This window comes from Streptomyces sp. NPDC002754 (assembly GCF_053592315.1).
In genome coordinates, this window is the sequence record NZ_JBSFVM010000001.1 from 693841 (window position 1) to 717906 (window position 24066).

A 24066-nucleotide genomic window follows, 5' to 3' on the forward strand; every position below is an offset into this window, starting at 1 on the left:
TGTCCCAGACGGACTGGCCGCTCTGGACGCTGTAGCCGGGAAACGAACGAGAAACCGTTCGGGTCAGTAAACGCACTGTGCGGCATAGTGTTCGTCAAAGCGAACGCTGTCAAGGGAGTCAGGGAGAGGCTATGGACGTATCCAAGGGGTCGGTCCGCGACATGGTGGCGGCCAATCTCCGCCGTGCAAGGACGCAGCGGGGCCTGTCGATCTCGGAGCTCTCGCGACGCTCCAAGATTGGCAAGGCGACGCTCTCCCAGCTCGAATCGGGCACTGGAAACCCCACGATCGAGACGGTGTTCAGCCTCTCGCGCGCCCTTGAGGTGCCTGTCTCCGACCTCCTGGAGACGCGGGCGCCGGGCGGCCTGACCGTCGTGCGCGCCAAGGAGGTCGAGGTGCTCAGCGGTGCGGGCGTCGACCTGCGGCCGCTGCGCCGGATGGACTTCGGTGACCTGGTCCTCGAGGTGTACGACCAGGTCGTACGGGCCGACAGCAGGCAGGATTCGCTGGGCCACGTCGGCACGGAGCACACCATCGTGCAGACCGGCAGGCTCCAGGTCCGCGTGGACGGCGACGAGGTCGAGCTCCACCCCGGCGACTACGTGGGCTTCGACGCCACGCTCCCGCACTCCTACACCGCGCTCGACGGCGACGTGCACTCGGTGCTGCTGCTCCAGTACCGGCCGCACGAGCACGCCCACTTGGGGATCCCGCACCCGAAGCCGGCCGCCTCCGAACCCGAGCAGGACCCCGAGACCGAGTGACCGTTACAAGCATTTTTTGATCACCCCTTCCGAACCCGTTGACACCCACTGAAGGGCCGTCCTAGCCTCCGAGCTGTTCGATGAAACGAACGGAGGCGGTTCGATGTACGGAACGCGGGCGGTCATTCTCGGGGCCGGAATCGTCGGAGCCGCCTGTGCGCGGGAGTTGGCCCTCGCGGGCTGCGCCACCACGGTCGTCGACCGCGGCCGCCCGGCCGCCGCGACCACCGCGCACGGCGAGGGCAACATCCTCGTATCCGACAAAGGGCCCGGCCCCGAGCTGGAGTTGGCGCAACTGTCGGGACTCCTGTGGCCGCAGATCATCGCCGAGATGTCCGAACGGGCGGCGGGCGTAAGCGAACTGACTGAGTGGGACCCCAAGGGCGGCATCGTCGTCGCCACCACCGACGACGGCGCCCGCGAACTCGCCGAGTTCGTCGCATCCCAACGCGCCGCAGGCGTAAGGGCGGAGACCCTGGACGCCGCCTCCCTCGCCGCCGCCGAGCCGTACGTCACCCGCGAGCACACGGCGGCCATCCACTACCCCGACGACGCCCAGGTCCAGCCCGCCGGCGCGGCCGCCGCCCTCCTCTCCGACGCGCTAGGCGCGGGAGCGAGGTTGCGCACCCACTGCGAGATACACGGCGCGGTCACCCGCTCCGACCGCCTCACCGCCGTCCGTACGGCTGACGGCGACCTCATCGAGGCGGACATCTTCATCAACGCTGCGGGCCCCTGGTCGGGCGAACTGTCCACCCGCCTCGGCGCCCCCATCGACGTACGCCCCCGCCGCGGCGACGTCCTCGTCACCACACCCCTGCCGCCCACCGTCTTCCACAAGGTGTACGACGCCGACTACGTGGGCGCCGTCGGCAGCAGCGCCGAGGACCTGCAGACCTCCGCCGTCGTCGAATCCACCCGCGCGGGCAGCGTCCTCATCGGCTCGTCACGGCGCCGCGTCGGCTTCGACGACCGGCTCCGCCCCGACGCCCTCTCCGCGATCGCCGCCAAGGCGCTGCGCCTCTTCCCGTCCCTGGCAAACGTGTCGGTCATGCGCGCCTACGGCGGCTTCCGCCCCTACGTACCCGACCACTTGCCCGTCATCGGGCCCGACCCGCGCCTCGCCGGGCTGTGGCACGCGGGCGGCCATGAAGGCGCGGGCATCGGCCTGTCGGTCGGCACCGCACGCCTCGTGCGGGACCTGCTCATGGACCGGCCCACCGAGATCGACGCGACGCCGTTCCGGGTGGACCGGCCCGCCGTCCTGGGACACACGGAGAAAGGCAGGGCGGCATGAGCCCACGACGCATCCCGGCGGCGGACGACGCCGTCGGCCGGCGGCGCGAGACACCGCTCACGATCACCGTCGACGGCGAGCCCGTCGCCGGGATCGAGGGCCAGTCCATCGCGGGCATCCTGCTCGCCTCCGGCCGCCGCTCCTGGCGCACCGGCCGCTCGGGCGCACCCCGTGGTGTCTTCTGCGGCATCGGCGCCTGCTTCGACTGCCTGGTCACGGTCGGCCCCGAGCGCGACGTCCGGGCGTGCCGCAGGCGCGCGCGGGACGGGGACGAGGTGCGGACGCAGGATCGCCGGATCGCGGGGACGGAGGGGGACTGTGACGTGTAACGACGGCTACGTCGTGCTTCTACGTCACAGTCCCCGCACCCACTCACCCAACCCCACCCCCACGGAGGCCACATGACCCGCCACGTAGTGGTCGTAGGCGCGGGACCGGCCGGGCTCGCCGCCGCGGATGCCGCGCTCGGCGCGGGTGCGCGGGTCACCCTGATCGACGAGGCCGAGCAGCCCGGCGGTCAGTACCACCGGATGCTCCCCGAGGCCTACGCCGCCGCCCGGCCGCAGCGCCTCCACCACCACTGGCGCGCCTTCGACGAACGTCGCCGCCGGGTCCTCGCCCATCCGCGCTGCGCTTGGTGGTCCGAGACCGCCGTGTGGGCCCTGGAGCGCCCCGATCCGGCCGAGCCGGGGCCGCCGCGCGTGCATGTGCTGCGCGGTCCGGTCGACGGTGGCGGCCGGGACCGGCACACGCTCGACCCCGACGCGCTGGTGCTCGCGGTCGGCGCCCACGACCGCGTACTGCCCTTCCCCGGCTGGGAGTTGCCCGGCGTGTACACAGCGGGCGCGGCGCAGGCGCTGGCGAAGGGGGAGCGGGTGGCGGTCGGTGACCGGGTGGTCGTGGCCGGGAGCGGGCCGTTCCTGCTGCCGGTGGCCGCGTCGCTCATCGAGGCCGGGTCGACGGTGCGTGAGGTGCTGGAGGCCAACACCCCTGCCACCCTTGCGCGGGGCTGGGGGCGGCGGCCCTGGGAGCTGGCCGCGCAGGCCGGGAAGGCGGCCGAACTTGCCGAGTACAGCGGGCTGTTGGCCCGGCACCGGGTTGCGTATCGCACCGGACGTACGGTCGTGGAGGCGCGCGGCGACGGGGGTGTGGAGGAGGTCGTCACCGCTCGGCTGCGTGCCGACTGGTCCGTCGTGCCCGGCAGTGAGCGCACTGTTGCTGTGGACGCCGTGTGTGTCTCGCACGGGTTCAGTCCGCAGCTGGAACTGCCGCTCGCCGCAGGGTGTGCGCTGCGCGCCACCCCGGCGGGGGAGTTCGTCGACGTCGACGGTGACCAGCGCACCACCTGCCCCGACGTGTACGCGGCCGGGGAGATCACCGGCATCGCCGGCGCGCCCGCCGCCCGCGTGGAAGGCGCGCTCGCCGGGTGGCTCGCCGCCGGAGGCGACCGCAACACCGCCACCGTGCGCCGGCTGCGGACGAGCCGTGACCAGGGCCGTGCCTTCGCCGCCCGCCTGGCCCGCGCACACCCCATCGGGGCGGGCTGGTCCGGCTGGCTGCGGCCCGAGACCGTGGTGTGCCGGTGCGAGGAGACGGACTATGCCACCGTGTGCCGCGCCGCCACCGACGAGTCCACCGCCGCACCCCGCGCCGCCAAGCTCGCCACCCGCGCCGGACTCGGGCCCTGCCAGGCCCGGATGTGCGGACCCACCGTCGCCGAGATCGGTGCGCGCCTGCGCGGGCCGACCGATGACCTCCGTATCGAAGGACTGCCCCCGGCCAGCGAGCACCGGCGGCCCATCGCCCGCCCGATCCGGCTCGGAGACCTGGCCGCCAACCCCGAGACCACTTCCACGTTTCCCAGCAACTCCCGTACAGAGGAGAGCAGTTCATGAGTGGCAAGAAGCAGCAGAAGAAGGGCTCCATCGGTCTCGGTGGCGTCGTCGTCGCCACCGCCCTGCCCTACTACGAGGACGCCTCCGCCCCCGCCGGGCTCGCCGTCGACTACGACCGGTACGCCGAGCACTGCCGATGGCTCATCGACAACGGCTGCCGTGGTGTCGGCCCGAACGGGTCCCTCGGCGAGTACTCGTCCCTGACGGACGAGGAGCGGCGGAAGGTGGCCCGTACCGCCATCGAGACGGTCGGGGACGACGGTGTCGTCGTGGTCGGTGTGCATGGCGTCGGGTCCCATCAGGCGAAGCACTGGGCCGAGGTCGCGGCCGAGGACGGTGCCGATGGTGTGCTGTGTCTGCCGCCCACTCTGTATCGGGCCAACTCGCGTGATGTTGTCCACCACTTCGAGGCCGTCGCCTCCGTCGGGCTTCCCGTCATGGTCTACAACAATCCCTTCGACACGAAGGTGGATCTCACGCCGGACCTGCTCGCTGAGATCGCGCAGATCGACAACGTCGTCGCCGTGAAGGAGTTCTCCGGTGATGTGCGGCGGGTGCTGGAGGTCAAGGAGAAGGCGCCGGAGCTGGAGATCATCAGTGGTGCTGACGATGTGGTGCTCGAAAGTCTGTTGATGGGGGCCACCGGGTGGTTCGCCGGGTTCCCGAACGTGTTCCCCGCCGAGTCCGCCCGGTTGTACGACCTGGCGCTCGCGGGCAAGCTGGAGGAGGCGCGGGCGCTGTACGAGCCGCTGGTCGCCGCCTTTCGCTGGGACTCGCGCACCGAGTTCGTGCAGGCCATCAAGTTGGGGATGGAGCAGGTCGGCCGGTTCGGCGGGCCCTGCCGACCGCCGCGTGGTGCGCTGCTGCCCGGGATGCGCGAGCAGGTCGAGGCCGACATGGCCCGCGCGATCTCCTCGTTGGAGAACACCTCGCTGGAGAGCTCCTCGCAGCAGCAGGGAGTCCTCTGATGCGGTCTGTGCGCACGCTGAGCGCCGTCGACTCGCACACCGAGGGCATGCCCACCCGCGTCGTCACCGGCGGCGTGGGCCCCATCCCCGGTGACACCATGGCCGGGCGGCGTACGTACGCCCTGGAACACCTCGATGAGCTTCGCCGGTTCCTCGTCGACGAGCCGCGCGGGCACGCCGCGATGAGCGGCGCCATCCTGCAGCCGCCGACCCGCCCGGACGCGGACTGGGGTGTCCTGTACATCGAGGTCAGCGGCTTCCTGCCGATGTGCGGGCACGGCACCATCGGTGTCGCCACCGTGCTCGTGGAGACAGGGATGGTGGAGGTGAGCGAGCCGGAGACCGTTGTCAGGCTCGACACACCCGCCGGGCTCGTCGAGGCGCGCGTCGCCGTGCGTGAGGGTGTGGCCGAGCAGGTCACCCTGCGCAATGTGGACGCCTTCGCGCTGGAGCTGGACGCCACCGTGAAGGTTCCCGGCTACGGCGAGGTCCGCTACGACATGGCGTACGGCGGGAACTTCTACGCCATCACCGAGCTCGATCAGCTCGGTCTGCCCTTCGACCGGGCACGCAAGGACGACATCCTCAAGGCCGGGCTCGCCGTCTCCGACGCCATCAACGAGCACAACCGGCCGCGGCATCCGCTGGACCCGGTCATCGGCGGCTGCAAGCACGTGCAGTTCCTCGCACCCGACTCCACCGCCCGGCACTCGCGCAATGCCATGGCGATCCAGCCCGGCTGGTTCGACCGCTCGCCGTGCGGAACCGGCACATCGGCGCGGATGGCGCAGCTGCACGCGCGCGGTGAACTCCCGCTGCACACCGAGTTCGTGAACGAGTCGTTCATCGGCACGCGGTTCACCGGCCGCCTCGTCGACACGGCGACCGTCGGTGAACTCCCGGCTGTCGTACCGGAGTTCTCCGGGCGCGCCTGGATCACCGGCACGGCCAACTACCTCCTCGACCCGAGCGACCCCTTCCCGCACGGCTTCGTGCTCTGACACCCCAGGGCCGCGCACACCTCCCAGGAGCCACCGTGTCCCGTACGACAACCAACCCGCCCCGCGACCCGGCCGGGCCCGACGGGGGACTCCTCTCCCGCGCCGGCATCTTCCGCCTCAAGCCCGTCGACGACTCGGAGGAGGAGACCAGCGGCGGACTGCGCCGCACCATGGGACTGTGGCAGCTGGTCGCCCTCAGCCTCGGTGGTCTCGTCGGCGCGGGAGTCTTCTCGCTGGCCGGCGTCGTGGCCAACGAGGACGCCGGGCCCGGCGTGATGCTCTCGTTCCTCATCGCCATCGTGGCCAGCGGCGCGGCCGCCCTCTGCTACGCCGAATTCGCCGGCACCATCCCGAAGGCGGGCTCCGCCTACACCTATTCCTACGCCGCGCTCGGCGAGTTCGTCGGCTGGGCGATCGGCTGGGACCTGCTGCTCGAGTACACCGCCATTGTTGCTGTGGTCGCGATTGCGGTGTCCGGGTACTTCTCGTACATCCTGGAGCATGTGGGCATTGATGTGCCGACCTGGATGCTCGGCGCCCCCGGCACCGGATCCGGGCATCGGGTCGATCTCTTCGCGCTTCTGTTGTGTCTGTTGCTTGCCTTCGTGCTGTCCCGTGGGACGAAGGAGTCGGCGCGGTTCGAGACCATCCTTGTCGTCGTGAAGCTGGGGATCGTCGCGCTCGTGGTCGTCGCGGGGGCCTTTCACATCAAGTCCGGGAACTACACGCCTTTTCTGCCCTACGGAGTGGGCGGCGCGTTCACCGGAGCCGCCACCGCGTTCTTCGCCGTCTACGGGTACGACGCCATGAGCGCGGCCGCCGAGGAGAGCGCCGAGGCGAAGAAGGTGCTGCCGAAGGCCATCGTCATCTCGCTCGGCATCGCCGCGTTCATCTATCTCGTGGTGTGTGTCGTGCTGCTCGGGATGCAGAATTACCGGGATATTGATGTGGCGAGCCCGTTCTCCAGTGCCCTGGGGGCAGTTGGGCTCGGTGGGCTCGGGCTCGTCGTGGCCGTCGGCGCCGTCATCGGCATCACCACATCGGCGTTCGCCAACATGCTGGCGGTGTCCCGGGTCTGGTACTCGATGGCCCGCGACGGGCTGCTGCCGCGCTACTTCGCGCGCAACCACCCGCGCAGGCACGTGCCCACGCGGGTGATCTGGCCCGTCGGCATCGGCTCCGCGCTGATCGCCGGGTTCCTGCCCATCCGGGAGGCCGCGGACCTCACCAACATCGGCATCCTGATGGCGTTCATCGTGGTCGCCATCGCGGTGGTGGTGCTGCGGAAGACGCGGCCCGATCTGCCGCGCACCTTCCGTACGCCGCTGGTGCCCTGGGTCCCGGCGATCGGCGTCGCGTTCTCCGTGTGGCTGATCAGCAACCTGGACTGGGTGACCTGGGTCCGGTTCGCGGTGTGGATGCTGATCGGGGTCGGGGTCTACGCGGCGTACGGGTACCGGCACTCGGCCGAGCACCGGGAGGCGCGTCAGCGCAGGTAGCCGAGGCCCGGGTGCGCCTGCCTGTACGCGTCGACCAGGCGGCGCGCCACGTTCGCCGAGTCCACCAGCGGATGCAGCGCGAACGCCTTCACCGCCGTCGCCCGCGAGCCGGAGCGGGCGGCGGCGAGGACCTCACGCTCGACCGCCTTCACCAACGTCACGAGGCCCATGGCGTGTCCCGGCAGCGGGTCGACGGCTACAGGGTGTGCCCCGTTGGCGTCGACCAGGCACGGGACCTCGATCACCGCGTCGGCGTCGAGGCCCGAAAGAGCCCCGCGGTTGCGGACGTTGAGGATCAGCGTGGCGCGCTCGTCGCGGGCGATGGCCCGCATCAGGTCGAGCGCCACCTTCTCGTAGCCGCCGGACTCGGTGAGGGAGGCCTCGTCGCGCTCGCCCGCTCCCGCCGCCTCCCGGTTCTCCGCCATGTACGTGGCCTCGCGCTCGGCCCGCGTCGCGTCCCACGTCTTGAGCGGCGGGGCCGCCGGGTCGCGCATCCGGTCGTAGAAGCGGGACTGCTGCACGTGCAGGAACGCGCCGCGCGTCAACTCCGCTTCCTGGTAGGCGCGTACGGCCTCACGGTTGAAGTAGTAGTAGTGCAGGTACTCGTTGGGGATCGAGCCCAGCTCACGCAGCCACTCCGTGCCGAACAGCTTGCCCTCCTCGAAGGAGCCGAGGAGCGCGTCGTCGGCGAGGAGGCGGGGGAGCTCGTCGCGGCCGTTCACCTTCAACCCGCGCAGCCAGCCAAGGTGGTTGAGGCCGACGTAGTCGACCCACGCGTTCTGTGGGTCGGCGCCGAGCGCGCGTGCCACGCGCTTGCCGAGGCCGACGGGGGAGTCGCAGATGCCGATGACCCGGTCGCCCAGGTGATCGGCGAGCGCCTCCGTGACCAGGCCCGCCGGGTTCGTGAAGTTGATGAACCAGGCGTCCGGGGCGAGTTGGGCGACTCGCCGCGCGACCTCCTCGACGACCGGCAGGGTGCGAAGCCCGTACGCGAGGCCGCCCGCGCCGACCGTCTCCTGGCCCAGTACGTCCTCGGCGAGCGCGATCCGCTCGTCCGCCGCGCGCCCTTCGAGGCCGCCCACTCGGATCGCCGAGAACACGAAGTCCGTGCCCCGCACCGCCTCGTCGAGGTCGGTGGTGACGGTCACGGACGGCGCGTCCGGCACCCCTTCGGCCTGCTCGGCGAGGACCCGCGCGATCGCGTCGAGGCGCTGCCCGTCGAGGTCGTACAGGGCGACCTCGGTGACGCGGCCCTCCGCGTGATCGGTGAGCAGGGCCCCGTACACCAGCGGCACCCGGAATCCGCCGCCGCCGAGAATCGTCAGTTTCATACGTGCACTACTTTCACGCCGGCCTCCGTCAGCGCCGCACAAGTCGGCGCCGGGGCGGAGGAGTTGGTCACGAGAACGTCGAGGGAGTCGGGGCCGCACACCTTGGCCATGCCGGTGCCGGGGAACTTGGAGGAGTCGGCGAGGAGCACCGTCCGGTCGGCGGCCGCGATCATGGCCCGCTTGACCGGGACCTCCACCACGGTGGTGTCCATCACCTGCCCGCTCGGGCGGACGCCGCTGGTACCGAGGAACAGCCAGTCGGCGTGCAGCTGGCGCAGGTTGTCCTCGGTGAGGAAGCCGACGAGGGAGCGGTACTCGCGGCGCAGCATCCCGCCGAGCAGCACCAGGTCGATGCCGGTGTCATCGGCCAGCTCCTCGTACACCACCAGGTTGCTGGTGATGACGGTGAGCCGGCGGCCGTGGAGCTGGCGGGCGAGGCGGTACGCGGTCGTCCCGATGTCGAGGAGGACCGACTGGCCGTCCGATATCAGGGACGCCGCGTGCTCGGCGATGGTGTCCTTCTCGGGGACCCGTACCTGCGCGACCTCGGAGAACGGCTGGTCGCCCTCCTCCATGACGGCGCCGCCGTGCACGCGGGTGAGGAGCCCGTCCTCCTCCAGTTTCACCAGGTCGCGGCGGATCGTCGCCGGGCTCGCGGTTAGCTGCTCGGCGAGCTCGGCGACGGACACGGGCCCACCGGAGCGCAGCGCACGCAGGATCAGGTGATGTCGTCGCTCTGCCAGCATGCGGCGCACACTACTCGTCAAATTCAAGCAATTCCATGCTCACATTTGTCCAGAGCTTGATTGTGTGGTGCCGACATGAGTTCATCCGGTGCTCACCATCCGTACTGTCTGCACTCGTAGCGTCCCTGCGTACCGCCCGTCACCACCGAACCCAGGAGCCGCCGACATGACCCACCCCTTCTCCAGCCCCGTGTCCAGGCGTCGCGCCCTCGCCCTCGGCGCGGGCGCGCTCGGCGCCGCGGCGGCGGGCTCCCTGCTGCCGCCCTCCCTGCAGCGGGCCCTGGCTGCCGAGCCGCCGTCCGGCGGGCTCGACGCCATCGAGCACGTGGTGATCCTCATGCAGGAGAACCGGTCCTTCGACCACTACTTCGGCATGCTGCGCGGCGTACGCGGCTTCGGCGACGCCAACGCCGTCCAACTCGCCGACGGCAGGCCCGTGTTCGAGCAACCGGACGGCGCGAAGAGAGTCCTGCCGTTCTCCGTGCGCGCGGCCGCCGAGGCACAGCAGCACGACCTGCAGTACATTGACGCCCTCAACCACGACTGGAACGGCGGCCACAAGGCCTGGAACAACGGCTGGATGAACCAGTGGGTCTCCGCCAAGACCGCGGCGACCATGGCGTATTACGACCGCTCCGACATCCCGCTCCAGTACGAGCTCGCCGACACCTTCACCGTCTGCGACGCCTACCACTCCTCCATGCACAGCTCCACCAGCCCCAACCGCAACTACCTGTGGAGCGGCAACTCCGGCGACGAGCCGGGCGGCGGGCGCGCCATCGGCAATGACGCCTACGACGAGGGCACCCACAAGGGCTACGACTGGCCCACGTATCCCGAACTCCTGGAGAAGGAGGGCCGCAGTTGGCAGACGTACACCGAGTGGGAGAACTTCACCGACAACCAGATCGAGTTCTACGCCACCTTCAAGGCGGTCGCCCGCAAGGCGCTCGCCAAGACCGGCGGGCACACGTACATGGAGTCGTTCTACGCGCTCGTCCGCAAGGCGGACGACGCCGGGGACACCGCCGAGCGAAAACGCCTTCTCGGGCTCCTGGACGAGGGCGTCGCCGCGCTCACCAAGGCCGAGCGCAGCCTCTTCGAGCGTGCTCTGCGCCGCGTGCCCACCGGCACCCTGGCCGAGCGCTTCGCCGCCGACGTCGCCGCCGGGAAGCTGCCCGCGGTCTCCTACCTCGTGCCGTCCGCGGTCGACTCCGAGCACCCCAGCGTCTCCGTGCCCGCCGCGAGCGCCAGCGTCCCGTACAAGGTGCTCGACGCGCTGGCCTCGCACCCCGACGTGTGGCGCAAGACCGTGGTGCTCATCAACTACGACGAGAACGACGGCTTCTTCGACCACGTCCCGCCGCCCGTCCCCGAGCCCGGCGAGCCCGACGAGTGGTGGCAGGGGCAGCCGACCGGGCTCGGCATGCGCGTGCCGATGCTCGTCGTCTCGCCGTGGTCGGTGGGCGGTTACGTGTGCTCCGAGCTGTTCGACCACACCTCCGTCAACCGCTTCCTGGAGAAGTGGACCGGCATCGAGGTCCCGAACATCACGCCGTGGCGCCGCCGGATATGCGGCGACCTGACCTCGGCGTTCGACTTCGACACCGCCGAGAAGCAGCCCACCGTGCACAATCCGGGACCGGTGCCGCCGGCCGCCGCCCGCTGGAAGCCGAGCCCGCCGGCCGAGCAGAAGATGCCGGTGCAGGAGCCCGGCACCCGTCCCGCGCGCCCACTGCCCTACCAGAGCGACGCGTACGCGCGGATCGATGAGGGGTGCATCGAGGTCACTCTCTCCAACACCGGTGCCTCCAGCGCTCACTTCGCGCTCTACCCGTACGAGGGCGAGTTCGAGGTACCGCAGCACCGTGACGTCTCCGGCACCCGCTCCCTGACCGTGACACCGGCCAAGGACCGCTACCGGTTCACCGTCACAGGACCCGCCGGCTTCCGCCGCGAGTTCGCGGGCCTCGCCGCATCCACCGCCGAGGTCACCTCGACCGTGCGCGCCAAGACCCGCGAACTGCGCATCACGCTGGCCAACCACGGCACCGAGGCCAAGGTGTTCACCGTCCGCCCGCAGGCCTACGTCCGCGCGGCCGACGCCGCCCATCTGACCCGGCGGGTCCGCGTCGCGCCCGGCGACCGCACCACCGTGACGCACCCCGCCGCGAAGACCCACGGCTGGTACGACCTGATCGTGCGCTGCGAGAACGAGCCCGACTTCGCGCGCCGCCTCATGGGCCACATCGAGAACGGACGGCCTTCTGTCTCCGGGTGAAAAGCCGTCGCAGGGGGCGTGCGTGTGTGGCTACCCTCGGGCCGGCCAGGAAGGCCGACCCCGCGAAAGGTGACCATGGGCGTACGCAAGCTGCACCAGGACGAGCCGGACATCGACGAGGACCTCGTCCGGGCGCTCGTCGACGAGCAGTTCCCGCGGTGGGCGGGCCTGCCCCTGAAGTACGTCGACTCGCACGGCACGCAGAACGTTCTGTACCGGCTCGGCGAGGAGTGGGTGGTGCGGCTGCCGCGCCTGGCCGGCGTTCAACCCGAACTGGCGCGCACGCGACGGTGGTTGCCGTACCTGGCGGCCCGCCTGCTGGTGCCCGTGCCGGAGCAGGTGGCCGAGGGGAAGCCGGGCCACGGCTTCCCCTGGCCGTGGGCGGTGCACCGCTGGCTGCCCGGCGAGAACCCGGCCGTGGGGCGACTCGACGACCCCGAGGCGCTGGCGGAGGATCTGGCGGGGTTCGTCACGGCGATCCGCTCGATCGACACCTCCGGGGCCCCGGAGGCGTACCGCGGTCGGCCGCTCGCCGAACGCGCCGTCGGCACCCGCGAGGTGATCCGCCGTCTGGCCGGGACGATCGACTCCGCGGCGGCCCTCACGGCCTGGGACGAGGCGGTACGCACCCCCGGCGCGGGCCGCGACGTGTGGCTGCACGGCGACCTCCAGCCCGGCAACCTTCTGGTGTCCGGCGGGCGGCTCGGCGCGGTCATCGACTTCGGGTGCATGGGCACGGGGGACCCGGCCGTCGATCTGATCACCGCGTGGTACGTCCTGGGCGGCCCGGAGCGGGGGACCTTCCGCAACGCGGTGGCGGTCGACGAGGACGCGTGGGTGCGGGGGCGCGGCTGGGCGCTGACCATCGCGGTGCACGAGCTGGCGTACTACCGGGACTCGAACCCGTTCATGGTGCGCACGGCGTCGCGCGTGGTCGGCCAGATCCTCGCTGACGCCGCCCGCACCTGACAGGTCCTAGAGGGAAGGGACGACGGGCGCCTCCCGCGCGTCCCTCTGATGCGGGATGACGACCGACGGGCTACCCGCCGTCAGCGCCACCGTCCGCGCCGGGGACGGAATGCTGATGCCCTCCGCGCGGAAGCGCGCGTGCAGCCGCTTGATGAACTCGTGCTTGATCCGGTACTGGTCGCTGAACTCGCCGACACCCAGGATCACGTTGAAGCTGATCCGGGAGTCGCCGAACGTGTGGAAGCGCACGAGCGGCTCGTGTTCCGGCATGGCGCCCTCGACCTCCTTCATCACCTCCGTGACGACCTCGACCGTCACCCGCTCCACGTCCTCCAGGTCGACGACATAGCCCTCCTGGCCGCTGCTGAGACGGATGTAGTCACCCGGGTGCACGGTCTTCGAGGCCAGGATGTGCACGCCCACGAACAGGTTGGCGAGGGTGTCCTGAAGGGCGAGCGCCGCTGCGGCGCGATGGAGATCCCGAGCGTCTGCAGCACGACCAGGAACCCCATCGCGAGCACCACGACCCGCGTGATGTTCACGAAGATGGTCGCCGAACCCGCCACGGCCGCACGGGACTGCGCGACCGCCCGCACATGACTCGTGACCACCCGCGCCGCCGTCGGCGTCGCTACGACGATGAGCAGCGCCGTGAGCGCCATGTTCACATTCCGCTGGCAGCGCCGCCGCCGGAGAGTTCGGGATCGGTGAACCAGAGGCAGTAAGGGAAGTAGCCCTACAGCCGTTCCACGGCGCGGAACGCGGACAGGCGCGCCAGTAACCGGCGTGCGGGCGGCGTCAGTTCGCCTACGGGCAGCGGTTCGCCGCCGTTCAAGCGGCCGAGCAGGGCGCCCAGTTCGCGCGCCGTCAGGCCGGTTCGCGTGACGTGTCCGCACGCCGCGACGAGGCGTTGCCCGCCGGCAGGCATCCACACCACGCGCTCGGTGGCCCGCACCGCGTCGTCGTCGGTGAAGTAGCCGGGCCGGGTGGGCGGCGGCACCGGGCGCAGCCCGCCGTCCGTGGCCTGCTGCAGCGCCTCGTGGGCCAGGCGCCGGTGCAGTGGCGCGGGGCGGGCCTCTTGGCGGACGTGGTGGAGCGCCGCGGCGAGGGGCGGCGGGAGGGTGCCGGGCAGGTCGTCGGGTGGCTCGGCGGCCGGTACGAGGGTGTCGACCGTGGCCCACGTCCCGTGCGGGGAGGACGGGTCGATGAGCGGCGAGGGTGTGCGCGGGACGGAGATGTGCACGGTCGTGGCGGGGGAGCGGGGCGCGTGGATGGTGTGTTCGTGGTCGGCGGGCCAGTAGAGGAGGTCGCCGGGCGCGGTCGCGGCGGTCCAGCGCCGCTTCCCCGGCCCCGTGAGGAGGATCCGGTGGCGGCCGTGGAGGACGTAGAGGAACGTTGCTGCGCGGTGGTGGGAGGAGGGCGAGGGGCGCGGTGGCTCGGACGTTCCGTGGCACAGCGTCGTGCCGACGGGGGCCAGGGGCAGGTCGACCTCGTTCCACAGGCCGGAGAGGAAGGCCCGCTCCCTGGCCCACAGCGGATGGTGCCCCGCGTGCAGCTCCCGGACGGCGAGGGTGAAGGGTGTGCCGCCCAACTGCCGTTCGAGGCGGCGGTCGTAGGCGGCGAAGGAGCCGTCCTCCGGCCGGGGCAGCAGATCGCCGGGGTCGGTGAGACGGCGCGGCCCCGCGGCGAACAGGACCCGTTCGTCGGCGTCCGCCGTGGCGTGGTGTCCGGCGGCGACGGCTCCCTCGAAGACCTCGTGGGGGTCGAAAGGGACGGCGCGGCCAGGGCGCAGCAGTACGGGCCGGCGGTCCCAGTGGTCCTCCGCGAGGCGTTGCCAGTCGATCGACCGGCCGACGGGTCCGAGGACGTCGACCGGGGTGGCGGCGCCCGCCGTCACGGGTGCGGCTCCGGTGGCGCGATCGCGACGGCCCGTGAACGGCACAACTCGCGGAGTACACCGTGCAGATGAGGAGAGTCGTCGGTAAGCCCCGAGGAACGGGCCAGGTCGGCCACGGTGGTGTCCCGGTGTGTCGTGCGCAGGCGGCGGAGCACACGGTCGGCCGCACGGCCCCGCACCGGCCACACATGCCCGTTCGCCGCCCACAGTGCGTCATCCGCACCGATGGCGACCCTGATGATCTCGCTGACGCACATTAATCGGTGCCGGGAGGTGAGAGGAACGGCGGGCCGTGGCGCGGGCACCGGATCCAGCCCCGCTGCGGAGCGCAGCCCGGCCCAGCGCGCGAGCAGGGCCCGCTCGACGCCCGGATCGGCGAGCGTCTCCGTGAACGGGCGGGCGGTGTCGGAGAGTTGGGCGGGAAGTGTCAGCCGCCCGTCGGCTCTCGCGGGCAGCGGATGGGGGAGCGTCACAGGGATGTCCGGGAGCGGACCGTGTCTTCGCAGCAGCCCGTGGACGGCCTCCGTGACCAGCGGCAGGGCCGAGGTCGCGCGGGCGGGCACGCTCACCCGCAGCGTCGTGCACGGCCCCGTGCGGTGGTCGAGGTGTCGGCTCCCGGCGGGCCAGTGCACCAAGTCGCCTGCCGCCGCGCGGAGTTCGTGCTCGGTTCCGGTGTGCTCGGGGCGTACCCGTACGGTCAGCTCGCCGTCGATGACCCAGGTGAGGGACGCGGCGCCGGGGTCGCCCGCCTCGGCGACGGCGTGGTGCCGGTCGCCGACGGCCAGCTCCGCGGTCACCGGGACGGCGGGCCACCCGACGTACCGCCAGAGCCCGGCCAGCGCGTCCCGGACCCGCGACCACGCCGAGAAGTCCCGGTGCAGGGGGTCGGTGGCGGTCAACAGCCAGCCATCGCCGCCGAGTCCGGGTGCGGAGGCGAGGCGTGCGACGTAGCCGGCGAGGTTCCGGTCGGCCCGGCCGGGCAGCAGTGGGCCCGGCTCCGACAGGAGGCCGTCGGCCGTGGCCAGGCGCAGGGGCGGGGGTTCGGGGTGTGCGGCCGCCATGAGGAGCAGTGCGTGGGCGTCGGCCGGGTCGAGGGCCGGCGCGGGTGCGTCGGAGACGACCACCGGCTCCCTGGCCCAGTGTGTCTCGGCGAAGCGACGCAGGGCGGGATCGTGAGGTGTGCCCCGGCGGGCGGAGGTGTGCCTTGACTTCATCGGGTGGGGATCTCCTCGGTCCCACGTGGGGGCGGCGCCCGGTTGGCGACCCTGCCAGAGCCCTTCCTGCTTCGTCAACGCTTTGCGGAGAACCGGTGAACACGCGCGAGGAGGGAGAGGAAGAGGATGACGTCCAGGGGGCAGTTGGCGCCGGAAAGGTGTGGGTCTTGTGAATTGGCGGGTTCGCGCCTGCCGGAATACGCGACTCCGCCCCATTTGGGCAGGCGGGGCGCATGGCAAGGTGGGCGCGCTCGTTCAGATGTCCAGGAAAGGCCGCTCATGCCCCTCGCATTGTTCCGCCGTAAGGGCGCAGGTTCCGCAGGGCGCGGTGGCGGGCCCTTCCACTCCGTTCCGCAGGGCGCGGGCGGCGTGCACTGCGAGGTGACCGACCCGTTCGGCCAGCCCATGCCGGGCGCCGACGTCACGGTGACCCAGTCGCAGACTGGGCGCGTGTCCGTGAAGGCCACGACCGACCCCTTTGGCCTGGTCTTCGTCACGCTGCAGCCCGGCCGCTACAGCATCCTGATCGCGGCCGAGGGCCTGGAGCCGTTCCAGCAGACGGTCGAGGTCGTCGCGGGTGAGACGCTGCCGCTCACCGGCGTCCAGCTGCACGTGGGCCGCTCGCCTGAGCTGCCGCAGCCCGGCACCTGGATGTTCGATCCGCCGCACACCGCGATCCGCTTCATCGCCAAGCACGTCGGTATGGCCCACGTCCACGGCCGCTTCACGCGCTTCGAGGGCGGGATCCAGATAGCCCCCGACATGGCGGACTCGCGCGTCGAGGTCCGCATCGACGCGGGGTCGATCACCACGGGCAACAACACCCGCGACAACCACCTGCGCTCCGCCGACTTCCTGGACATCGAGAACTACCCGTACATCCACTTCAGCTCGGACCGCTTCATCTACCGCGGCGGCTCCAAGTGGACCGTCCAGGGCGCCCTCACCATGCACGGAGTGAGCCGCACGGTCGACCTCCAGACCGGCTACCTCGGTGTCGTCAACGGCGGCTACGCCGAGGAACTGCGCTGCGCGGCCCTCGCCACGGCGGAGCTGCACCGCGAGGACTACACGTTGAACTGGCGCACGATGCTCGCCAAGGGCATCGCCGTCGTCGGCCCCACGGTCAAGCTCGAAATGGACCTCCAGGCCATGTACCGCAGCGCGGACACGCCTACGCCGCCGGAGTAGGTAACTGCTGGGCACACCTTGAATGCGGCCTGCAGCGTCTGAATACTGGACATGTGGGAACCGACCCTCCAGATCGTTCAACCTTCAGCGACGTCATCGGCCCGTGGGCGGACGCCGGTGCCGAGCGCGACCGCCAGGCTGATGAGCGCGAGGCGGCCGCTGATGAGCGCGAGGCGGCCGCCGACGAGCGTGAGGCCACCGCGGATCAGCGTGAGGTCGGCGCCGACGAGCGGGAGCGGGACCTGAACGCTCGGGAGGAGCGCTCGGACCGGCGGTCCCTCCTCGCCGGCGAGGAGACGCCCACCGCACTGCAGCGCTCTCGGGAGGCGAGCGACAGGGCGCGGGCCCTGCTCGCGGCCAGCGAGGCCCGGCTGGCGCGTGCCGACGCCAGTATGGCTCGCGTGCAGGCCCACGATGCCCGCGAGGGCTGGGCGATGCAGCAGGAGATCGCCACCTCGGACCGGTTGCTCGAGACCGGGGCGACGTCGCGGCAGGCCAACCTGGACATCTACGTGCGGCAGCTTCACGCGCGGTACCTCACCGCCGCGGCCAAGCTGGCGGACGCGCACGACATGGTGGCCCGGCATCACGAACGTCTCGCTCAAGACGGCGCGCCTGCCTCCGACGAACACCGGATCGAGTCCCGACGGGCCCGTCAGGCGGCGCTGCACATCCGCACCGCCGCCCACCAGGCCAGCTACCCGGAGGACGCGGCCCCGGCCGCCGACCCGCCGCCCGACGCACATACGTCCATTCGCGGCCGGAAGCCCCCTATGGAAGGCTAATGGGCGAAATGCCCTATTCCTTCCTGGGAGGTCCCATGTCCTCGAAGCGTCGTCGGAAGAAGAAGGCGCGCCGCAAGCATGCGGCGAATCACGGCTCCCGTCCGCAGTCCTGACCGCGGGAGCGGCCGAGGGGTGGGGTCACGCGCGCTGCGCGACCCCACCGCCGATCGCGGTCGCCCACTCCGTGACCAGCGACTCGTACTCGGCGCGGTCCTCGGGGTTCAGGTGCCCACCCGTGCGTGCCCACAGGCCACGAATCTGCTCGTTGACCACGTCGGCGGACCGTACGGCGCGTGAGGCTGGGATGGCGGACATGTGAACGAGCGTAGGGGATACGTGCGCCTGTTCGCTGCGGTCCGTCACGTGGTCATCGCCATGTGTGAGTTTGGTCATGCCTGTCGGTGTGATGACTCATGTCCCACTCAAGTCACCCGTCCCCGTACGCCACTTCAGCCTTTGCGGCCCACCGCCCCGTACATCGGCACCGGAGATCCGTCCCGGTCCTCGTCGACGGCCAACTCCGGGTGCCAGTCGGGGAGCCAGACCACACCGGGGTCCACGAGCTCGAGCCCGGCCCCTGTGAAGAACTTCGTCATCTCCTCGTGCGTGCGCGGCGCCAGGGTGACGCCGCCCGCCGCGTACGTGTCGATCGCCTGCTGAGTGCGCGACGGGTCGTAGTCCGCGGCCACATGGGACAGGACCAGGTGGCTGCCTGAGGGCAGGGCGTCCACGAAGGTGCGCACGATGTCATACGCGCCCTGGTCGTCCGGGATGAAGTGCAGCAGCGCGATCAGCGACACCGCGATCGGGCGCTCGAAGTCCAGTATGTCCCTGGCCAGTTCGAGGATCCGGTCCGGTTCGCGGGCGTCGGCCTGGACGTAGCGCGTGACCCCTTCCGGAGTGCCGCGCAGCAGCGCCTCCGCGTGCCGCAGCACGATCGGGTCGTTGTCGACGTACACGACGCTCGCCTCGGGCGCCGCGAGTTGCGCGATGCGGTGCAGGTTCGGCTCGGTCGGGATGCCGGTGCCGATGTCGAGGAACTGGGTGACGCCGCCGCGCGCCGCGAGCATCCGCGTCGCGCGGTGCATGAACCAACGGTTGTGCCGCGCCGCGTACTTGGCCGTCGGCTCCAGCGTGGTGATCTGCCGGCCGAGCTCCTCGTCCACCGGGTAGTTGTCCTTGCCGCCGAGGTACCAGTCGTACACCCGCGCCGGGTGCGGCCTGCTGGTGTCGATGCGCGGTGGCGTGGGGGATGTGTCGGGCGTCGAGGGCATGGGTGGCTGCAACTCCCTGGTCGTCCGGTCATGTTCGATCGTGTGCACGAGCATCCTGCCGTATGTGTGCGAAGTGTGTGGCCGCAATGGAAGAGGACGCCGGGGCGGAGTGGAATCTGGGACAGGAGCGCGGTCAGTCGTTCTCGAACGACCCGTGCCGCCCCGCCCCCGCCGCGAACCGGCCCGCCCCTTCGAGCGCCCCGCCCACTACATCCATGCCGTAACGGAGTTCGGTCCCCATCGCCGCCACCTCGTCCCGGCCGTGCTGCTCCCGCAGGGACGCCCTGTCGCTGCGCATGCAGGCCTGCGGGAACGCGGCGATCTGTGCGGCGAGCGCCTCCGCCGCCGCGCGGGAACCGCCGGGCGGCGCGAGGCGGTTCGCGAGGCCGATCTCGTACGCCTCCCGTGCCTGGACGGGGCGGCCGGTCAGGATCAGGTCGCTCGCGCGGCTCTCGCCGATGAGGCGGGGGAGGCGGACCGTGCCGCCGTCGATGAGCGGAACTCCCCAGCGGCGGCAGAAGACACCGAACACCGCGTCCTCCTCCGCCACCCGTAGATCGCACCAGAGGGCGAGTTCGAGGCCGCCCGCCACCGCGTGCCCCGCCACGGCCGCGATGACGGGCTTCGTCAGGCGCAGGCGGGTCGGGCCCATCGGTCCGTCCCCGCCATCTGCCACCCGATTCCCGCGCTCCGTGCCGATCGCCTTGAGGTCGGCTCCGGCGCAGAACGTGCCGCCCTCGCCCCACAGTACGGCGACCCGCGCCTCGTCGTCCGCCTCGAACGCGCGGAAGGCCTCGGCCAGTTGGGTCGCCGTCGGACCGTCGACCGCATTGCGGGCCTCGGGGCGGGACAGGGCGACCGTAGTGACGTGGCCTGCGCGTTCGACGCGGACGGGAGACATGGGGGCACCCTCTCGGCTAGCTGACCGTGAGCTTCAGCTTGGCATCCGCCGTCGAGCTGTTTCCCACGTACAGTTCGAACGTGCCCTCCTCGACGCGGAATTCGCCGCTGGAGTCGTTCGTCCAGAAGCCGAGGTCCTCCGCGCCGAGCTGGAACCGGACCGTCGTCGACGCGCCTGCGTCCAGCGTGACCCGCTTGAACCCCCTTAGCCTGCGCACCGGTTGGGTCAGGGATGCCGCCACATCGCGTACGTACAGCTGCGCGACCTCGTCGCCGGAACGCGAGCCGGTGTTGCGGACCTCGACCGACACTTCGAAGGTGTCGCCCTTGCGCAGCGCCCCCGCCGCGATCGAGGAGCGGCTCAGCTTCGGTGTGCCGAAGGTGAACGACGTATAGCTGAGGCCGTACCCGAAGGGGAACTGCGGTGTGGGCGGCAGGTCCAGGTACTTCGACGTGTACTTGTTGTCCTTGTCGTACGGGCGGCCCGTCGACTCGTGGTTGTAGTGGATCGGGATCTGGCCGGTCGTGCGCGGGAACGAGATCGGGAGCTTGCCGCCGGGGTTCACCGCGCCGAACAGGACGTCCGCGATCGCGTTGCCCGCCTCGATGCCCGGGTGCCAGGCCTCCAGGACGGCCGGGGCGCTGTCCAGCCAGTCGCCGACGGTGAACGGCCGGCCGCCCACCAGGACCACCACGAACGGCTTGCCCGTCTCCGCGATCGCGGCGATCAGCTTCTCCTGCGCGCCCGGCAGCGAGATGTCGCTGCGGGCCGCGGCCTCGCCGCTCATCGACGGCGGCTCGCCGACGACCACGACCGTGACGTCCGCCGACTTGGCCGCGGACACCGCGTCCGCGATGCCGCCGGTGTCCTTGCCCTCCGGGTCGACCCCGCGCGCGTAGGTGACCTTGGCGTCCGGCGCGGCCTTCTTCACCGCGTCGAGCACCTTCACCGAGGGGAACTTCTCGGCCGACGCGGGCACCACCCACGTACCCAGCAGATCCGAGGAGTCGCCGAACGGCCCGACGACGGCGAGGGACGTGAGCGACTTCTTCAGCGGGAGCGCGGCCCGCTCGTTCTTCAGCAGGACCATCGAGCGGGACGCCGCCGTGCGCGCCGCCTTGCGGGCGTCCGCCGACGGTTCGTCGATCGCCTTGGACTCCTCCACGTACGGGTCGTCGAACAGGCCGAGCTCGTACTTGAGGCGGAGCACGCGGGCCACCGCGTCGTCGATCCGGCGCTCCTTGATCTTCCCGGAACGCACCAGCTTTTTGCCGTTGGTGAGGAGGTTGGTGCTGGTCATCTCCATGTCGACACCGGCGTTGAGGGCGAGCCTGGCCGCGTCCGCGCCGTCCTCGGCGAAGCCGTGCGCGATCAGCTCCTGAACGCCCGTGTAGTCGCTGACGACGAGACCCTCGAACCCCCACTCCTTCTTGAGGATGTCGGTGAGCGTGTGCGCGTTGCCGTGCGCCGGGACGCCGCTGATGGTGTTGAAGGAGGCCATCACCGTGGCGACGCCCGCGTCCAACGCCGCCTTGAACGGCGGGAGATAGAGGTTGCGCAGACGCGACTCGGACACGTCGACCGTGTTGTAGTCCCGGCCGCCTTCCGCCCCGCCGTACGCCACGAAGTGCTTCGCGCACGCGGCGACGGTGTCCTTGGAGCCGTAGCCCGAACCCTGGTACCCCTTCACCTTGGCCGCCGCGAACCGCGCCGTCAGATACGGGTCCTCGCCGGTGCCCTCGGCGATGCGGCCCCAGCGCGGCTCGTGCGTGACGTCCATCATCGGCGCGAACGTCCAGTGCACACCGTTGGAACGGGCCTCCTTGGCCGACACCTCGGCGTCCGAGCGGGCCACGTCCGGGTCGAAGCTGGACGCCTGGGCGAGCGGGATCGGGAAGTTGGTCCAGAAGCCGTGGATGACATCGAGGCCGAGCAGCAGCGGGATGCCGAGCCGGGACTCGTCGACGGCGATGTGCTGCAGCTCGTTGGTGGTCTTCGCGCCGAAGATGCTGAACACCGAACCGACCCGCCCGGCCCGCGCCGCGTCCTCGACCGCCTTGGTGGTGCCGGAGCCCGGATTGAGGTCGTAGGACCAGGGGAGCTGCTGCAGCTGGCCCAGCTTCTCTTCGAGAGTCATACGTGCGAGGAGGCTCTGGACCTTGGCCTCGTACGCCTTGTGCGGTGCGGCGGGGGCCGTCGCGGCGGCGTATGCGGTGGCGCTCTGGCTGGTGGTGGCGGCGCCCGCGGCGGCGGTGACACCGATGGCGGACAGCAGGGTACGTCTGCGCAGCTCCGGCATGCCTTCGCTTCCCGATCGTGCGGGGCCCACAACTCGTGTAATGGGCACAAGAATTGAAGCGAAGTTACGTTCCGGTTACGCGAGGGTCAAGAGGTACGACGGGGGTGTCGGCCTGGGGTTCGGACTCTCGGGGCGCCGACGGTGGCCCGCTCTAGCGGAACTCGCCCACGCGCTGCGCCGCCCAGTGCTCGAAGGTCAGGCCGCGGCGCCCCAGGACGCGCTCAAGGTCCGGGGAGACCGGGGTCGGGTTCTCCACGCACGACGCGAAGTAGCGCAGCAGGGAGTCGGCCATCTCCTCGGTCATCCAGGGGCTGGACAGCATGGCGTCACGGGCGGCCGAGTGGGAGATCTCCTCGTAGCGCAGCGGGCGCCCGAGAACCGCACCGAGGATGCGGACCTGTTCCGTGAAGCTCAGCGCCTGGGGCCCGGTCAGCATCGGCGCCTCGCCGGACGGAATCGCTCCTGTCAGGGCGCGGGCGGCGACGGCGGCGATGTCGTCCTCGTGGACGGGAGCGGTGACGGCCCCGGCGTACGGACCCGCGACGGTGTCGCCGGACCTGATCTGGCCGATCCACTGCCGGGCGTTGGCGGCGAAGGCGTCGGGCCGCAGATGGACGAACTCGGGGGCGACGGACTCGGCGGCGGCTTCGAGCTCGCGGTGGCGATTGGCCACGGCGTGCCGGCTGTCACCGGACAGGACGGACGAGGAGGACAGGGTGACGATCCGTGTCACCCCGGCCGCCTTCGCGGCGTCGAGCAGGGGCCGCTCGCCGTGCCACAGGGCTGCCGGGTTCGCGAACAGGGCCGTGACACCGTCCAGTTCGGGGCGGGCGCTGTCGCAGGGTTCGACACCCGCCGGGAAGCGGGCGGTGTGCGGTGTGCGGGTGAGGGCGCGGACGGGGTGGCCGCCGGCGGCGAGCTCCGCCACGAGGGGGCGGCCCACGGTGCCGGTGGCTCCGGTGATCAGAATCAAGGTTGTCTCCGTTTCGAGGTGCGGATCCCGGCGGGAAGGTGCGGATCCCGGTTGACGTGAGGACGCCGGGCCGGAAGCGCGGATCTTAGATTCAACCACCTGGATGAATCTGTCAACCATCCGGTTGATTGACGCGGTGGCCTGCGGCGATACCCTGGCTCCCATGAATCCGCCCGCCCGCCGCAGGGCCGCCAGTGCCACGGCCTCCGCATCCGGCGACTCCCGGACCCGACTGCTGGAGTCCGCGAAGGACGTCTTCGCCGAGAAGGGCTACGCCGGGGCCCGGGTGCAGGAGATCGCCGATCGCGCGGGCGTCAACAAGCAGCTGATCAACTACTACTTCGGCGGCAAGAGTGGGATCTATGCCGAGCTGGGCCGCGAGTGGCTGAAGAGCGAGGCCGAGCTGCAGGACCCCGAGCTCCCGTACGACGAGCTCGTCCTGCGCTACCTGCGCAACAACTTCGCGGACCCTCGTGGCGTACGCCTGGAGGCGTGGTCGGAGCTGACGGGACGGCCGGACGTGCCCGAACTCGCGACGGAGGACCTCGCCGACATCGAGCGCAGGCAGGCCGAAGGCGAGTTGGACGACACGATCAGCCCGGCCATGGTCATGCTGCTGTCCCAGGTGCTGGTCATGGCCCCGCACCTGATGCCGGACACGGTGCGCCGCATCTTCGGCGGCGACCCCACGCATCCGGACTTCCAGCGGGACTACACCGAGCAACTGGGGCGGGTGTTGCGCCTGTTGCGCGCTTGACCGCAGTGGAATCCTGATCGTTCT

21 protein-coding genes and 1 pseudogene are annotated in these 24066 nt (G+C 71.1%); 12 read left to right on the forward strand and 10 right to left on the reverse strand.

Going from position 1 to position 24066, the window contains the following annotated elements; translation table 11 throughout:
• Positions 1–131 precede the first annotated feature (131 nt).
• The 7 genes from ACWD2L_RS03380 (at position 132) to ACWD2L_RS03410 (ending at position 7424) form a co-directional block, all read left to right on the forward strand.
• Positions 132–764, forward strand: a complete 633-nt coding sequence (locus ACWD2L_RS03380) for a helix-turn-helix domain-containing protein (protein ID WP_351332578.1) — start codon at positions 132–134, stop codon at positions 762–764.
• Between the two features lie 103 nt (positions 765–867).
• The gene (locus ACWD2L_RS03385; RefSeq protein ID WP_351332580.1) at positions 868–2061 is read left to right on the forward strand and encodes an NAD(P)/FAD-dependent oxidoreductase; all 1194 of its coding nucleotides are present in this window, start codon (positions 868–870) and stop codon (positions 2059–2061) included.
• On the forward strand, positions 2058–2390 hold the full coding sequence (locus ACWD2L_RS03390) for a (2Fe-2S)-binding protein (RefSeq protein ID WP_351332583.1): 333 nt from the start codon (positions 2058–2060) through the stop codon (positions 2388–2390). Before ACWD2L_RS03385 ends, ACWD2L_RS03390 begins: the two co-directional genes overlap by 4 nt.
• A gap of 72 nt (positions 2391–2462) precedes the next feature.
• Positions 2463–3956: an FAD/NAD(P)-binding oxidoreductase gene (locus ACWD2L_RS03395; protein WP_351332585.1), complete on the forward strand. Its 1494-nt coding sequence runs from the start codon at positions 2463–2465 to the stop codon at positions 3954–3956.
• Positions 3953–4924, forward strand: a complete 972-nt coding sequence (locus ACWD2L_RS03400; RefSeq protein WP_351332587.1) for a dihydrodipicolinate synthase family protein — start codon at positions 3953–3955, stop codon at positions 4922–4924. Before ACWD2L_RS03395 ends, ACWD2L_RS03400 begins: the two co-directional genes overlap by 4 nt.
• Positions 4924–5925, forward strand: a complete 1002-nt coding sequence (locus ACWD2L_RS03405) for a proline racemase family protein (RefSeq protein WP_351332590.1) — start codon at positions 4924–4926, stop codon at positions 5923–5925. The genes ACWD2L_RS03400 and ACWD2L_RS03405 overlap by 1 nt, the downstream gene beginning before the upstream one ends.
• A gap of 107 nt (positions 5926–6032) precedes the next feature.
• Positions 6033–7424 carry an amino acid permease gene (locus ACWD2L_RS03410; RefSeq protein ID WP_351332605.1) on the forward strand — a complete coding sequence of 464 codons (1392 nt, stop codon included), beginning with the start codon at positions 6033–6035 and terminating at the stop codon, positions 7422–7424.
• Here the strand turns inward: ACWD2L_RS03410 and ACWD2L_RS03415 are convergent.
• Entirely contained in the window at positions 7412–8755 is a 1344-nt protein-coding gene (locus ACWD2L_RS03415; RefSeq protein ID WP_351332593.1) for a 6-phospho-beta-glucosidase, read from the reverse strand. The two genes, ACWD2L_RS03410 and ACWD2L_RS03415, sit on opposite strands and share 13 nt — an antisense overlap.
• Positions 8752–9501 carry a DeoR/GlpR family DNA-binding transcription regulator gene (locus ACWD2L_RS03420; RefSeq protein WP_351332595.1) on the reverse strand — a complete coding sequence of 250 codons (750 nt, stop codon included), beginning with the start codon at positions 9499–9501 and terminating at the stop codon, positions 8752–8754. The genes ACWD2L_RS03415 and ACWD2L_RS03420 overlap by 4 nt, the downstream gene beginning before the upstream one ends.
• A 166-nt stretch (positions 9502–9667) precedes the next feature.
• Here ACWD2L_RS03420 and ACWD2L_RS03425 point away from each other — a divergent pair, with 166 nt between their 5' ends.
• Together ACWD2L_RS03425 and ACWD2L_RS03430 are read left to right on the forward strand one after the other, a co-directional pair.
• Entirely contained in the window at positions 9668–11782 is a 2115-nt protein-coding gene (locus tag ACWD2L_RS03425) for a phosphocholine-specific phospholipase C (protein ID WP_351332597.1), read from the forward strand.
• A gap of 75 nt (positions 11783–11857) precedes the next feature.
• Positions 11858–12751 (forward strand): aminoglycoside phosphotransferase family protein, encoded by an 894-nt coding sequence (locus ACWD2L_RS03430; RefSeq protein WP_451187142.1) that lies wholly within the window; start codon positions 11858–11860, stop codon positions 12749–12751.
• Positions 12752–12757: 6 nt separating this feature from the next.
• Here ACWD2L_RS03430 and ACWD2L_RS03435 read toward each other — a convergent pair.
• The 3 genes and pseudogenes from ACWD2L_RS03435 to ACWD2L_RS03445 all read right to left on the reverse strand — a co-directional run.
• Positions 12758–13551: pseudogene (locus tag ACWD2L_RS03435) on the reverse strand (mechanosensitive ion channel family protein); the annotation flags it as partial.
• On the reverse strand, positions 13488–14648 hold the full coding sequence (locus ACWD2L_RS03440; protein WP_351330953.1) for a hypothetical protein: 1161 nt from the start codon (positions 14646–14648) through the stop codon (positions 13488–13490). The pseudogene ACWD2L_RS03435 and the gene ACWD2L_RS03440, both read right to left, overlap by 64 nt.
• The gene (locus ACWD2L_RS03445) at positions 14645–15862 is read right to left on the reverse strand and encodes a hypothetical protein (protein WP_351330952.1); all 1218 of its coding nucleotides are present in this window, start codon (positions 15860–15862) and stop codon (positions 14645–14647) included. The genes ACWD2L_RS03440 and ACWD2L_RS03445 overlap by 4 nt, the downstream gene beginning before the upstream one ends.
• A gap of 279 nt (positions 15863–16141) precedes the next feature.
• Between ACWD2L_RS03445 and ACWD2L_RS03450 the strand changes: the two genes are divergently transcribed.
• Positions 16142–17053 carry a YceI family protein gene (locus ACWD2L_RS03450; RefSeq protein WP_351330951.1) on the forward strand — a complete coding sequence of 304 codons (912 nt, stop codon included), beginning with the start codon at positions 16142–16144 and terminating at the stop codon, positions 17051–17053.
• 53 nt (positions 17054–17106) lie between these two features.
• A complete protein-coding gene (locus ACWD2L_RS03455) occupies positions 17107–17838 on the forward strand; it encodes a hypothetical protein (protein WP_351330950.1) in 732 nt (243 codons plus the stop codon).
• Between the two features lie 138 nt (positions 17839–17976).
• On the opposite strand, the gene ACWD2L_RS03460 is transcribed toward ACWD2L_RS03455, so the two are convergent.
• The 5 genes from ACWD2L_RS03460 to ACWD2L_RS03480 all read right to left on the reverse strand — a co-directional run bounded on the left by ACWD2L_RS03460 (position 17977) and on the right by ACWD2L_RS03480 (position 23285).
• Positions 17977–18153, reverse strand: coding sequence for a hypothetical protein (locus tag ACWD2L_RS03460; protein WP_351330949.1), 177 nt, complete (start codon positions 18151–18153; stop codon positions 17977–17979).
• Between the two features lie 134 nt (positions 18154–18287).
• Positions 18288–19112 carry an SAM-dependent methyltransferase gene (locus ACWD2L_RS03465; protein ID WP_351330948.1) on the reverse strand — a complete coding sequence of 275 codons (825 nt, stop codon included), beginning with the start codon at positions 19110–19112 and terminating at the stop codon, positions 18288–18290.
• 133 nt (positions 19113–19245) lie between these two features.
• The gene (locus ACWD2L_RS03470) at positions 19246–20013 is read right to left on the reverse strand and encodes a crotonase/enoyl-CoA hydratase family protein (protein ID WP_351330947.1); all 768 of its coding nucleotides are present in this window, start codon (positions 20011–20013) and stop codon (positions 19246–19248) included.
• Positions 20014–20029: 16 nt separating this feature from the next.
• Positions 20030–22312, reverse strand: a complete 2283-nt coding sequence (locus ACWD2L_RS03475; protein WP_351330946.1) for a glycoside hydrolase family 3 N-terminal domain-containing protein — start codon at positions 22310–22312, stop codon at positions 20030–20032.
• 151 nt (positions 22313–22463) lie between these two features.
• Positions 22464–23285, reverse strand: coding sequence for an NAD(P)H-binding protein (locus tag ACWD2L_RS03480; RefSeq protein ID WP_351330945.1), 822 nt, complete (start codon positions 23283–23285; stop codon positions 22464–22466).
• 163 nt (positions 23286–23448) lie between these two features.
• Here ACWD2L_RS03480 and ACWD2L_RS03485 point away from each other — a divergent pair, with 163 nt between their 5' ends.
• Entirely contained in the window at positions 23449–24042 is a 594-nt protein-coding gene (locus ACWD2L_RS03485; protein WP_351330944.1) for a TetR family transcriptional regulator, read from the forward strand.
• Positions 24043–24066 lie beyond the last annotated feature (24 nt).